This is a genomic window from Enterobacter sp. AG326, from assembly GCF_004362415.1.
GTDB lineage: Bacteria > Pseudomonadota > Gammaproteobacteria > Enterobacterales > Enterobacteriaceae > Enterobacter > Enterobacter asburiae.
On sequence record NZ_SNXG01000007.1, the window covers coordinates 120263 to 133565 of the forward strand.

Consider the following 13303-nt stretch of genomic DNA (forward strand, 5'->3'; position numbering starts at 1 on the left):
AATAATAATCATTCTCATTCGCACTTGTCCAATACTTTTTGCAAAAAATAGCGGTTGACTCAAATTTTAAAGTCATTGATGTTGAAAGGGACGTTTAACTGACTGAGGAATAAGGAATGAGTGAGATAGTGATACGCCATGCGGAACCGAAAGATTATGACGCCATTCGTCAGATCCACGCCCAGCCAGAGGTGTACCACAACACGCTACAGGTTCCTCATCCCTCTGAGCAAATGTGGCAAGAACGGCTATCCGACCAGCCCGGCATCAAGCAGCTCGTCGCCTGCATAAACGGTCATGTAGCTGGCCATCTGTGCATCGTCGTCGCGCAACGCCCGCGCCGCAGCCATGTGGCTGATTTTGGGATTTGTGTCGGCGCGCAGTGGCAAAACCGGGGCGTTGCCAGCGCTCTTATGCGCACCATGATTGATATGTGCGATAACTGGCTGCGCGTTGACCGCATTGAGCTGACGGTATTTGTCGATAACGAACCGGCAATTGCGGTGTACAAAAAACACGGGTTCGAAATTGAAGGCACCGGCAAACGCTATGCCCTGCGCAACGGCGAGTATGTAGATGCGTATTATATGGCGCGAATGAAGTAGTTTGTTGCCCTCACCCTAACCCTCTCCCACAGGGAGAGGGAATGAAAAACGTAGACCGGGTAAGGCGAAGCCGCCACCCGGCAAACCATTAATACCCCGCCGATAAATCATCCACCGACCGCGGGTCCGACGCGCCAAACAGCGCCCCGTCCGGCCCGACCATAATACTCTGGGTGCTACCCATCGCCTCCTTCACCGCCACCTTCTGCCCGCGCTGTTCAAGCAGCTTAATGGTGTCCGGGCTAAAGCCCTTCTCCACGCGCAGCTCGTCCGGCAGCCACTGGTGGTGGAAACGCGGAGCGTTGGTCGCTTCGGCGACGTTCATGCCAAAGTCGATGCTGTTCACCACCATCTGCAGCACGGTAGTGATAATACGGCTGCCGCCAGGGCTGCCGGTTACCAGCCAGGTTTTCCCGTCTTTCACGACAATGGTGGGCGACATAGACGACAGCGGACGTTTCTTCGGCCCTACCGCATTCGCATCGCCGCCCACCAGCCCGTAGACGTTCGGCACGCCCGGTTTGGCAGAGAAGTCATCCATCTCGTTGTTCAGCAGAATGCCGCTGTTGCCCGCCACAATCCCGGTGCCGAAGGTGGTGTTGAGCGTGTACGTCACCGCCACCGCGTTACCGTCTTTATCCACCACCGAGAAGTGAGTGGTCTGGTTGCTTTCGTACGGCGCCAGCTTGCCGGGACGGATCTCGCTCGACGGTTTGGCCTTGTTGATGTCGATCTGATCGGCAATGGATTTGGCATACGCCTTGTTGGTCAGCGCCTGCCACGGCACCTTCACGAAGTCCGGATCGCCGAGATATTCCGACCGGTCGGCGTAGGCGCGTTTTTCCGCTTCCGCCATCACCTGCATGGCGTCCGCGCTGCCGAAGCCGAACTTGTGCATGTCGAAGTTTTCAAGAATATTGAGGATCTGCACGATGTGGATCCCACCGGAGGACGGCGGCGGCATGGAGAAGACCTCGTATCCGCGATAGGTGCCGCTAATCGGCTCGCGCTCCACCGCCTTGTATTCCGCCAGATCCGCTTTGGTGATGAGCCCGCCGTTCTTCTTCATCTCTTCGGCAATCTGGTCGGCAATTGCCCCTTTGTAGAAGGCGTCCGGACCGTGCTCCGCAATCAGCTCCAGGCTTTTGGCGAGGTTCTTCTGCACCAGCCTGTCGCCCTTCTTCAGCGGCTCACCGTCTTTCCAGAAGATGGCCTTGCTGTTTTCGTGATTCGGAATGACTTCGCTGCCGTAGGTCTTGAGGTCGTCCGCCAGCGCATCGTTTACCACAAAGCCGTCGCGCGCCAGCTTGATGGCTGGCTGCACCACCTTGTTCAGCGGCATCGTGCCGTATTTCACCAGCGCCAGCGAGAAGCCCGCAACGGTGCCCGGCGTGCCGGTGGCGAGATGCGAGGTCAGGGATTTTTTGCTGTCAGGGTTACCCTGGTCGTCGAGGAACATATCGCGGGACGCCTGGGAAGGCGCCATCTCGCGGAAGTCGATGGCCGTCGTTTTGCCGTCTTTGGTGCGCAGCATCATAAAGCCGCCGCCGCCCAGGTTCCCCGCCTGCGGATGCGTTACCGCCAGCGCATAGCCGACGGCGACCGCTGCATCCACCGCGTTACCGCCCTGCCTGAGAATATCGACGCCCACTTTTGTTGCCAGCGCATCCACTGACGCCACCATGCCATGGGTTGCCCGCACGGGATGAAAAACATCTTCCTCCACGCCGTAAGAGACCGGAGGCGCCGCTGGCGGGTTGGCCGCCACGCTAAATGTACCGCCTGCCATCAGCGCGGCGATGGCGACCCAGCGCAAAAACGTTGGTTTCATCATTATTGTTCTCCAGGTGATAGGGTCCATATTCCCCGCTTAAGCCTGGTTCACAACTCCTAAAAAATCATCGTCATGGTGAAATCAGGGTAAACTTAAGAGAGACCTCAAAAGGAGGAAATGACAATGAAACGCTTATTGATTCTTACGGCGCTGATCCCGTTTGCCGCGCTCGCACAGCCGCTTAACACCATGAACAACCCGAACCAGCAGGGTTACGTTATCCCGAGCCAGCAGCGCATGCAGACGGAGATGATGAGCCAGCAACAGCAGCAGAAAGGGATGCTTAACCAGCAGCTTAAAACGCAGACCCAGATGCAGCAGCAAAGCCTGCAAAATCAGATGAACGCCAACACCCAGCGCGTGCAGCAGGGGCAGATGCGCGAGCAGCCGCTGCCGAATAAAAACGGCGGGATGTTAGGGGGAATGACGTCGTCAGGCAGCGGACAGCAGCACATGCTGCCGCCGCAGTCGAATGGCAGTATGCTTAATCCGCAGAACTAAAGTTCGGGCCGATCAGGTCGATTGCATCGGTACAGATGCTGTCCACGCCCCAGCGCAGCAGTTCGGCTGCGCGCTGGGGTTTGTTAACCGTGTAGACCAGAATATGCAGACCCGCGTCCTTCAGCATCTTCACCCGCGCCTCATCCAGCAGCCTGTGGTTGAGATGGATAGAGACGCACGCTAAGCGTCCCGTCAGCTCGCGCCAGTCCTCGCGCCACTCGTCAAGCAGCAGCCCGCGCGGTAGCTCCGGTACGGCCGCCTGTGCGGCCTCCAACGCATCGATTTCAAATGATGACAGCAGCGGCGCGGTCATCCCTTCCCACAGCTCGCGCGCGGCCAGGGCAATGACTTTGCCCGTCAGCGGCCCGGTGCCGGTGGTCGGTTTGATTTCGATATTGGCCATCATGCCGTGCTGGCGACAGCGATCGGCCACTTCCGCCAGCAGCGGCAGCGGTTCGCCTTTGAATTCGCCGCTGTACCAGCTTCCTGCGTCCACCTTCAGCAGATCGCGCCACGGCAGTTCACCCGCCACGCCCCAGCCGTTGCTGGTGCGTTCGAGATTATCGTCATGCAGCAGGAAAATTTCGCCGTCTTTCGACAGCTTGGCGTCGAACTCGATCATCGTGTGACCGTAGCGCGCGCCGACGTCAATTGCCGCCAGGGTGTTCTCCGGCGCCAGCTTACCGCCGCCCCGGTGGGCGACGACGTGGGGATAAGGCCAGTTGCTCATACTCGTTGTCCTGTTTCACCGTCAAACAGGTGCAGATGGTTTTCCGGCAGGTGCAGCCACAGCGTGCTGCCTGCTTTCGGACGCTCCTGATGCGCCAGGCGCACCACCATTTTTTGTTCGCCCCAGCGCCCGTGCGCCAGGTTATCTGCACCCAACATCTCCAGCGTGTCCATCACCAGCGGCACGCCGCCGTCCGCCTGAGAGGTTAAAACGATATGCTCCGGGCGGATACCGAGCGTCATCTTACGCCCGGCGTAGCCACGATAGTACCAGTTGATCGGCAACGCCATCCCGCTTTCCAGCTCAAAATGCGTGCCCGCGCTGCTGATACGCCCTTCGAGCAGGTTCATTGCCGGGCTGCCGATAAAGCTCGCCACAAAGCGGGTGGCCGGTTTCTCGTACACTTCCACCGGGGTGCCAATCTGCTCGGCGATGCCTTTGTTCATCACCATTACGCGCTGGGCGAGGGTCATGGCTTCGACCTGATCGTGGGTCACGTACAGAGAGGTGGTTTTCAGACGACGGTGCAGCTGCTGCAGCTCAAGACGCATCTGTACGCGCAGTTTGGCGTCGAGGTTAGACAGCGGCTCGTCGAACAGGAATACCGCCGGATCGCGCACGATGGCGCGCCCCATCGCCACGCGCTGGCGCTGGCCGCCGGAAAGCTCGCGCGGGCGGCGCTTCAGCAGGCCGTCCAGCTCGAGAATGCGCGCCGCCTCCTTCACCCGCTCGTCGATATGGCCTTTGCCCATGCCGCGGATTTTCAGCCCCCAGGCCATGTTCTCTTCCACGCTCATGTGCGGATAGAGGGCGTAGTTCTGGAACACCATCGCAATGCCTCTGTCTTTCGGCTCCATCTCGGTGACGCGCTGGCGGTCAATCCAGATATCCCCGGAGGTCACGCGCTCCAGCCCCGCCACCATGCGCAGCAGGGTGGATTTGCCGCAGCCGGACGGGCCAACCATCACGATAAATTCCCCGTCCGCCACGTCGAGCGTCAGCGGCTGAATCACCTGGGTTTTGCCGTCCCAGCTTTTGGTTACTGCCTGAAGTTTTAAACCTGCCATCTTATTTCTCGCTATCGACCAGGCCGCGGACAAACGCACGCTGCATGGCTAAAACAATGACTACGGGTGGGATAAGGGTGAGCAGCATCGCCGCCATCACCTGGTTCCAGAGGGTGGTGCCTTCGCCGGTGGCGATCATGCCTTTGATACCCGCCACGGCGGTGCCGAGGTTGACGTCCTGAATAATCAGCAGCGGCCACAGGTACTGGTTCCAGCCGTAGATAAAGGTGATCACAAACAGCGCCGCAAGGTTGGTTTTCGACAGCGGCAGCACGATGTCGCGGAAGAAGCGCATCGGCGACGCACCGTCGATGCGCGCCGCTTCAATCAGCTCGTCCGGCAGAGTCATAAAGAACTGGCGGAACAGGAAGGTGGCGGTCGCCGAGGCCATCAGCGGCAGGGTTAAGCCCGCATAGCTGTCGAGCATCTTCAGGTTGGCGATCACCTCCACCGTCGGGAAGATACGTACTTCCACCGGCAGCATCAGGGTGATAAAAATCATCCAGAAGAAGAGGTTACGCAGCGGAAAGCGGAACCAGACGATGGCGAAGGCAGAAAGCATCGACACCGTAATTTTGCCGACCGTAATGCCAAACGCCATGATGAAGCTGTTGAGCATCATCAGCCAGAACGGCGCGCTGTTGGCACCCACGCCCTGGGTCCAGATGGTCTTCATGTTCTCGAAAAGATGTGTGCCTGGGATCAGCGTCATCGGCGTGTCGAACACCGCTTTGGTGTCCAGCGTGGCGGCAACAAACGCCACGTACAGCGGGAAGAGGATGACGATAATCCCTAAAATCAGCATGGTATGGCTGAAAATCGTCAGCCCGCGACGGTTCTCAATCATTGGTAGCGCACCTTACTTTCGACATAGCGGAACTGCACCACCGTGAGGATGATGACGAGGAACATCAGCACGACGGACTGCGCGGCAGAGGCCGAGAGATCCAGACCGGCGAAGCCTTCGCGATAGATCTTATAGATAAGCGTCGTGGTCGCCTGCACCGGGCCGCCTGCGGTCGCCGCGTCGATCACCGGGAAGGTGTCGAAGAAGGCGTACACGAGGTTAACCACCAGCAGGAAGAAACTCACCGGGGCGATCAGCGGCAGCGACAGCCTGAAGAAACGACGAATGGGCCCTGCGCCGTCAATTGCCGCGGCTTCCACCAGCGAGCGCGGAATGGACTGCAGCGCGGCAAAGAAGAACAGGAAGTTGTAGCTGATCTGCTTCCACACCGAGGCGAACACCACCAGGAACATCGCCTGACCGCTGTTCTGGGCATGGTTCCAGTCGTAGCCCAGTTCGGCCAGGAAGTGGGTAATCAATCCGCGCCCCGGGTTAAACAGGAAGATCCACAGCACGGCGGCGACGGCGGGAGCCACGGCGTAAGGCAGCAGCATCAGGGTCTGATAAATACGGCTGCCGCGCACCACGTAGTCCACCAGCGCGGCGAAAAACAGCGAGGCAACCAGACCGCTGACGGTCACCAGCGCGCTGAACTTCATCGTCGTCCAGAAGGAGTCCAGGTAGTAGCTGTCATGGAACAGCGCGGTAAAGTTGTCCAGGCCAACAAACTGGCTGGAGAGCCCGAACGGGTCGACGCTTTGTACCGAGTACCAAAGCGCTTCGCCCGCAGGCCAGATAAAGAAGATAACGGTGATGACCAGCTGCGGCGCGACCAGAAGATAGGGCAGCCAGCGGGAACGGAACACCGGACGGGATGATGACATAGGTTTGCTCTGTAGGTATTCACCCCTCACCCCGGCCCTCTCCCCAAAGGGGCGAGGGAGAAAAGACGGCTCCGCGCAGTCCCCTCTCCCCTATGGGGAGAGGGTTAGGGTGAGGGGCAGGTTTGACTTACGATTTGGTCGACTGCTCAAAGCGGCGCAGCAGCTGATTCCCGCGCTCTACCGCAGAGTCCAGCGCCTGCTGTGGCGTTTTCTTACCGGTCCACACGCTTTCCAGCTCTTCATCCACGATGGTGCGGATCTGCGGCATGTTGCCCAGACGCAGGCCCTTGGTGAACGGCAACGGCGGCTTGTTCAGCATCTGACGCGTCGCGATGTCCGCGCCCGGGTTCTTGCTGTAGAAGCCCTGCTCGCGGGTCAGATCGTACGCGGCTTTGGTGATCGGCAGGTAGCCGGTCTTCTGGTGCCATTCGGCAGCGTTTTCCGGCTTCGCCAGGAAGTCGAGGAACTCGGCTACGCCTTTGTAGGTGCCCTTGTCTTTACCCTGCATCACCCACAGGCTCGCCCCGCCGATAATGGCGTTCTGCGGCGCGCCCTTCACATCAGCGTCGTACGGCATCATGCCCACGCCGTAGTTGAATTTGGCGTAGTGACGGATATCCGCCAGCGAGCCGGACGAGGCGGTGGTAATGGCGCAGTCGCCGTTGTAGAACTTCTCGGTGGATTCGTCTTTACGCCCGAAGTAGCTGAAGTCGCCCTTCTTGTTCAGATCGGCAAGCAGCGCGATGTGCTTCACCTGCTCCGGCTTGTTGAACTCCAGTACCGCATCGGTGCCGTCGAAGCCGTTGTTTTTGGTCGCCACCGGCAGGCCGTGCCAGGCGCTGAAGTTTTCAATCTGGATCCAGCCCTGCCAGCCGCTGGCGTAGCCGCACTTCATCCCCGCCGCTTTCAGCTTCGCGGTGTACTCCGCCAGGTCCTGCCAGGTTTTTGGCGGCTGCTCCGGGTCTAAACCGGCTTTTTTGAAGGCGTCTTTGTTGTAGTAGAGCACCGGCGTGGAGCTGTTAAACGGCTGGGACAGCAGATGGCCGGTTTTGGAATCGGTGTAGTAACCCGCTACGGTCGGCACGAACTGCGACTCATCGAAGTTGATGCCCGCTTCTTTGAACACTTCATAGACCGGTTTGATGGCTTTAGAGGCCATCATGGTGGCGGTACCCACTTCATAAACCTGTAACAGGGCCGGCGCGTTGCCGGTACGGAAGGCGGCGATGCCCGCGCTCAGGCTCTGCTCGTAGTTGCCTTTGTACACCGGCACAATTTTGTAATCCGGATGGGTGTCGTTGAAACGCTGCGCCAGGGAGTCAACTTCTTTACCCAACTCCCCTTCCATGGAATGCCAGAACGGAATGGTGGTCACAGCCATTGCGTTCGTCGCAAAAGCCAGACCCAGTGCCAGACCCAAAGCTGTGTGTCGTAACGATGTCATTGTCATCTCTCTTATTGTGCCGGATGCGCGATATCACGCGTTTTATGCTCGCGAGGTAACATGACATGCTCGAATTACAGAAAAATAACTGTTTGTTTACAGATAAGTGACAGCCAGGCGTCAGGGGGATGATGGTTGTGTGAAAGGGGGCTGGGGGGTGGTTTGGGTGCCGTCTGGTGCCCTCACCCCAACCCTCTCCCACAGGGAGAGGGAGAAAACACTAGAAAAGGCAACTTGCGTTGCCTTTTTGCTCTTACCTATCCGCCCAGATACGCGCTCCGCACCGCTTCATTCGCCAGCAGCGCGTCGCCGGTATCCTCCAGCACCACCCGCCCGTTCTCCAGCACGTAGCCGCGGTCGGCGAGCTTCAGCGCCTGGTTGGCGTTCTGCTCGACGAGGAAGATGGTCATCCCCTCTTTGCGTAGCTGCTCAATAGTGTCGAAAATCTGCTGAATGATGATCGGCGCCAGACCGAGCGACGGCTCGTCCAGCAGCAGCAGGCGCGGCTGGCTCATCAGCGCGCGGCCTATCGCCAGCATCTGCTGCTCACCGCCGGACATGGTGCCCGCACGCTGGATGCGGCGCTCCCACAGGCGCGGGAAAAGCTCGTACACCCACTTGATGCGGGTCTGGTATTCATCGCGGTGGGCGAAGAACCCGCCCATTGCCAGGTTCTCTTCCACCGTCATGCGGGAGAAGACGCGGCGCCCTTCCGGAACAATCGCCACCGCCTCGCGCATGATTCTGGCCGTCTGCCAGTCGGTAATGTCTTTACCATCGAACACAATCCGCCCGCTGGTGGCGCGCGGGTCGCCGCACAGGGTGCCGAGCAGCGTGGTTTTGCCCGCGCCGTTGGCGCCAATCAGGGTGACGATTTCCCCCTGATTGATATGCAGGCTGACGTCGTGCAGCGCCTGGATCTTGCCGTAGTGCGCATTGACCTTGTCGAACGTTAACATCGCTTTTTCCATCTTATGCCTCACCCAGGTATGCGCGGATCACGTCCGGGTTGTTGCGGATCTCTTCCGGCGTGCCGTTTGCCAGCGGCGTGCCCTGGTTTACCACGTAGATACGGTCCGAAATGCCCATCACCAGCTTCATGTCGTGCTCAATCAGCAGGATGGTGGTGTCGTGATGGTCGCGCAGCTCGGCAATCAGCTCGTCCAGCTCTTTGGTCTCTTTCGGGTTGAGCCCTGCCGCCGGTTCGTCGAGCATCAGGATTTCCGGCTGCGTCACCATGCAGCGCACAATCTCCAGGCGACGCTGATCGCCGTAGGCCAGGTTACTTGCCTGACGGTTGGCGTGCTGCAGCAGACCAATTCGGTCGAGCCAGGTGGCGGCGCGATCAAGCGCTTCATCCTGCGCGCGGCGGAAGGCCGGTGTTTTCAGCAGGCCGGAGAACAGCCCGGTTTTCAGCTGCTGATGCTGTGCCACCAGCAGGTTCTCAATCACCGTCATCTCGCGGAACAGACGCACATGCTGGAAGGTGCGCACCACGCCCATGCGGGCAATCTGCTGACCCGGCAGCCCTTCCAGATGATGGTCGCGCAGCATGATGGTGCCGCCCGTCGGCTTGTAGAAGCCGGTCAGGCAGTTAAAGACCGTGGTTTTCCCCGCGCCGTTCGGGCCAATCAGGGAGACAATCTCTTTCTTGTGCAGATCCAGATTCACGTTGTTGACCGCCAGCAGGCCGCCAAAACGCATCATCAGGCCGTTAACGGATAATAATGGCTGACTCATGCCTGCTCTCCTTTCGCTTGCCCGTTCTTCAGCTTCAGCTGTGGACGGGTCATCGGCAGCAGACCCTGCGGACGCCAGATCATCATCAGCACCATCAAACCACCCAGCATCAGCATGCTGTATTCGTTAAAGTCGCGCATCAGCTCGCGCGAGACCACCAGCAGGATGGCCGCGAGGATAACCGCAAACTGCGAGCCCATCCCACCGAGCACCACAATTGCCAGCACAAAGGCGGATTCGGCAAAGGTGAACGATTCCGGGCTAACGAAGCCCTGACGAGCGGCAAACAGCGTTCCGGCGAAACCAGCAAACGCGGCGCTGATGGTGAACGCGGTCAGCTTGATGCGGGTCGGGTTCAGGCCCAGGGAGCGGCAGGCGATCTCATCTTCACGCAGCGCTTCCCACGCGCGGCCCAGCGGCATGCGCAGCAGACGGTTGATCACGAACAGGGTAATCACCACCAGCAGCAGCGCCACCAGATAGAGCCAGATCACGCGGTCGGACGGGTCATACTTCACGCCGAAGAAGTTGCTGAAGGTATCCCAGCCGCCTTCGCGGGCGGTACGGCTGAATTCCAGGCCGAAGAAGGTCGGTTTCGGGATCTGGCTGATGCCGTTCGGGCCGCCGGTCACTTCGGTGTTGTTGAGCAGCAGGATACGGACGATTTCGCCGAAGCCTAAGGTCACAATCGCCAGGTAATCGCCGCGCAGGCGCAGCACCGGGAAGCCAAGCAGGAAGCCTGCAGCGGCAGAGACCAGCCCCGCCAGCGGCAGGCAGGTCCAGAAGCCGAGACCGTAATAGTGGTTCAGCAGCGCGAAGGTATAGGCGCCGATGGCGTAGAAGCCGCCGTAGCCCAGCACCAGCAGGCCCGAAAGCCCCACGACCACGTTCAGACCGAGGCCGAGAATCACGTAGATCATGGTCAGAGTGGCGATATCCACGGTGCCGCGAGACACCACAAACGGCCACGCCACGGCGGCCACCAGCAGCGCCACGAGGAACAGCTTCTGCTTAACGGTAGAACCGTCGATTGCCGGCAGGACGAATTTCGGCCCGGAGACGTTTTTCAGCGTTTTCTGGAACAGCGGACGCAGCAGCTGGAACAGGAACACCACGGCCGTACCGATAAATACCCACTGCCAGCGGATGTCAGCTGCGGTATCAACAACCAGTTTGGTGCCATTCAGCTCAAGCTGGACGCCCATAAAGACGCTGGCCAGCACGAAGAACATGGCGGCAGAGAGCAGCGCCATTGCAAAATGCATCGGTTTCATACTTTCTCTACCTCCGGACGGCCCAGAATACCGGTAGGCATCACCAGCAGAACCAGAATCAGCAGGGCAAACGACACCACGTCTTTATACTCCGTGCTCAGGTACGCCGAGGAGAGCGCTTCCGCCACGCCCAGGATCAGGCCACCGATCATCGCGCCCGGAATACTGCCGATACCGCCCAGAACCGCCGCGGTGAAGGCTTTCATCCCGGCCATAAAGCCGATGTACGGGTTGATCACGCCGTAGAACTGGCCGAGCAGGACACCTGCGACGGCAGCCATCGCGGCGCCAATCACGAAGGTCAAGGCAATTACGCGGTCGGTGTTGATGCCGAGAAGACTCGCCATCTTCAGGTCTTCCGCGCAGGCGCGGCAGGCGCGTCCCATACGCGAGTAGCGGATGAACAGCGTCAGGGCGAGCATCGCAATAAATGTCACCACCCAGATAACCAGCTGCATAGTGGTGATAGAGGCCGCGAAGTTTTCGCTGGCCCCCACAATCCACTGGCCGTTAAACAGGCTTGGCAGCGCCACGTCGCGCGAACCTTCGGTCAGGCTGACGTAGTTTTGCAGGAAGATCGACATCCCGATCGCGGAAATCAGCGCAATCAGACGCTTGGAGCTGCGCACCGGCCGGTAGGCCACGCGCTCAATGCTCCAGCCGTAGGCGCTGGCTATCACAATCGCGCCGACAAACCCGGCGGCGACCAGCAGCCAGCTGCTGTCGATGCCCATCATCATCAGGGCGGCGATAATCATAAAGGAGACGTAGCTACCGATCATGTATACCTCGCCGTGGGCGAAGTTGATCATGCCGATAATGCCGTAAACCATCGTATAGCCGATGGCGATCAGCGCGTAGGTGCTTCCCAGCGTAACGCCGTTAAACATCTGCTGCAGGAAATAGAGAAACTGCTCGGACATATGCAAACCTTTTTATACCCGCCCGTCATGCCGGGCGGTGGGATAATTATTTGGCGGCCGAGGATGAACCGTCGGCGTGCCACTTAAAGACACCAAACTCAAATCCCTTCAGATCGCCTTTCTCATCCCAGTTCAGCGGCCCAATCACGGTATTCGCCCCGTGCGCTTTTAAATCTTTCACCAGATCCAGCGGCTCTTTGCTGCCGGAGCGATCCAGCGCGGTGGCCAGAGACTGTACGGCCGCGTAGGTGATCCAGACGTACGGACCACTCGGATCTTTCTTCTGCGCCTTGAGCGCATCCACGATAGCCTTGTTGGCCGGATCCTGGTCATAGCGTTTTGGCATCGTCACCAGCATGCCTTCGGCAGAATCCCCCGCGATGTTTGACAGGGAGGCATTGCCCACGCCCTCTGGCCCCATAAACTGGGTTTTCAGACCGGTGGCGCGCGCCTGACGCAGCATCTGGCCCATTTCCGGGTAGTAGCCGCCGTAGTAAACGAAGTCGATGTTCTCTTTTTGCAGACGGGCAATCAGCGCGGAGAAGTCTTTCTCACCGGCGGTAATGCCGTCGAAGAAGACGATGTTCGCGCCGCCTTTTTTCAGGCCGTCCTGCACGGAGCGCGCCAGGCCTTCGCCGTACTGCTGTTTGTCATGAATAATGGCAATGCGCTGTGGCTTAACGGTGTCGAGGATGTATTTGGCGGCGGTGGGACCCTGCGAGGAGTCCAGACCGGCGGTACGCATGATGTGCTGATAGCCGCGCTGGGTCAGCTCAGGATTCGTTGCGCCTGGGGTGATCATCAGAATGCCTTCGTCTTCGTAGATATCAGACGCCGGCTGCGTGGAGGATGAGCACAGGTGGCCGATCACATACTGGATACCGTCGTTGACGATTTTGTTGGCGACCGCGACGGCCTGTTTAGGATCGCAGGCATCGTCATATTCCACGCCCACCAGCTTGTCGCCTTTGATGCCGCCCTTGGCGTTGATGTCTTTGATGGCCTGGCGCGCGCCGTTGAACTCCATGTCACCCCACTGGGCAACAGGGCCGGACATCGCCCCCACTACCGCAACCTTAATGTCGTCTGCCATAGCGGCATGCGAGATCGACAGTGCGACCATCCCCGCGATTAACGTCTTCGCGTTCCTTTTCATCTCTGAATCCCCATTCGTGATGTCGTGTTTATATTTTGTTTTATTATGGTTAAAAAGCATTCTGTACTTTTAATGAACAACGCTATTTTTACCAGTACCTTTAATGGTTTAGCGCAGGTTTTTGTCAAAAACCAGACTAAAATCTCTATTTTTCAGGCGATTAAGCAAAGATAATATTCTGAAATCAGGCAGAGATAAACAAATAAAAGTGCAGTTTGCAGCATAAAATAACGGTACAAAGCGCCGAATAAATCACTACCGTTCAGGTTAAAATTCTGCTTATTTTTCGATCCATGTG

At 58.7% G+C, this 13303-nt stretch carries 13 protein-coding genes; 2 read left to right on the forward strand and 11 right to left on the reverse strand.

The annotated features are described in order from the left end of the window. Positions 1-116 precede the first annotated feature (116 nt). Positions 117-605: an N-acetyltransferase gene (gene yhhY, locus DFO52_RS18910; RefSeq protein WP_059347299.1), complete on the forward strand. Its 489-nt coding sequence runs from the start codon at positions 117-119 to the stop codon at positions 603-605. Between the two features lie 88 nt (positions 606-693). On the opposite strand, the gene ggt is transcribed toward yhhY, so the two are convergent. Beyond that, positions 694-2439 (reverse strand): gamma-glutamyltransferase, encoded by a 1746-nt coding sequence (gene ggt / locus DFO52_RS18915; protein WP_208110477.1) that lies wholly within the window; start codon positions 2437-2439, stop codon positions 694-696. A gap of 123 nt (positions 2440-2562) precedes the next feature. Here ggt and DFO52_RS18920 point away from each other — a divergent pair, with 123 nt between their 5' ends. Then, complete coding sequence (locus DFO52_RS18920) at positions 2563-2940, forward strand: DUF2756 family protein (protein WP_029742185.1); 378 nt, start codon at positions 2563-2565, stop codon at positions 2938-2940. Here the strand turns inward: DFO52_RS18920 and ugpQ are convergent. The 10 genes from ugpQ to livK form a co-directional block, all read right to left on the reverse strand. Then, complete coding sequence (gene ugpQ / locus DFO52_RS18925; RefSeq protein ID WP_133550980.1) at positions 2924-3670, reverse strand: glycerophosphodiester phosphodiesterase; 747 nt, start codon at positions 3668-3670, stop codon at positions 2924-2926. The genes DFO52_RS18920 and ugpQ overlap by 17 nt on opposite strands. Next, a complete protein-coding gene (locus DFO52_RS18930) occupies positions 3667-4737 on the reverse strand; it encodes a sn-glycerol-3-phosphate import ATP-binding protein UgpC (RefSeq protein WP_029742187.1) in 1071 nt (356 codons plus the stop codon). Before DFO52_RS18930 ends, ugpQ begins: the two co-directional genes overlap by 4 nt. A gap of 1 nt (position 4738) precedes the next feature. Beyond that, positions 4739-5584, reverse strand: coding sequence for a sn-glycerol-3-phosphate ABC transporter permease UgpE (gene ugpE / locus DFO52_RS18935; RefSeq protein ID WP_013099125.1), 846 nt, complete (start codon positions 5582-5584; stop codon positions 4739-4741). Then, a complete protein-coding gene (ugpA, locus tag DFO52_RS18940; protein WP_023310026.1) occupies positions 5581-6468 on the reverse strand; it encodes a sn-glycerol-3-phosphate ABC transporter permease UgpA in 888 nt (295 codons plus the stop codon). The genes ugpE and ugpA overlap by 4 nt, the downstream gene beginning before the upstream one ends. 127 nt (positions 6469-6595) lie before the next feature. Continuing rightward, positions 6596-7912, reverse strand: a complete 1317-nt coding sequence (gene ugpB, locus DFO52_RS18945; protein WP_023310025.1) for a sn-glycerol-3-phosphate ABC transporter substrate-binding protein UgpB — start codon at positions 7910-7912, stop codon at positions 6596-6598. Between the two features lie 257 nt (positions 7913-8169). After that, positions 8170-8883 carry a high-affinity branched-chain amino acid ABC transporter ATP-binding protein LivF gene (gene livF / locus DFO52_RS18950; RefSeq protein ID WP_008500102.1) on the reverse strand — a complete coding sequence of 238 codons (714 nt, stop codon included), beginning with the start codon at positions 8881-8883 and terminating at the stop codon, positions 8170-8172. 1 nt (position 8884) lies between these two features. Then, on the reverse strand, positions 8885-9652 hold the full coding sequence (livG, locus tag DFO52_RS18955; protein WP_133550981.1) for a high-affinity branched-chain amino acid ABC transporter ATP-binding protein LivG: 768 nt from the start codon (positions 9650-9652) through the stop codon (positions 8885-8887). Beyond that, positions 9649-10926 (reverse strand): branched chain amino acid ABC transporter permease LivM, encoded by a 1278-nt coding sequence (gene livM, locus DFO52_RS18960; protein ID WP_023310023.1) that lies wholly within the window; start codon positions 10924-10926, stop codon positions 9649-9651. Before livM ends, livG begins: the two co-directional genes overlap by 4 nt. Next, positions 10923-11849, reverse strand: coding sequence for a high-affinity branched-chain amino acid ABC transporter permease LivH (livH, locus tag DFO52_RS18965; RefSeq protein WP_008500099.1), 927 nt, complete (start codon positions 11847-11849; stop codon positions 10923-10925). Before livH ends, livM begins: the two co-directional genes overlap by 4 nt. Positions 11850-11895: 46 nt before the next feature. Next, a complete protein-coding gene (gene livK, locus DFO52_RS18970; protein ID WP_029741814.1) occupies positions 11896-13005 on the reverse strand; it encodes a high-affinity branched-chain amino acid ABC transporter substrate-binding protein LivK in 1110 nt (369 codons plus the stop codon). Positions 13006-13303: the final 298 nt, after the last annotated feature.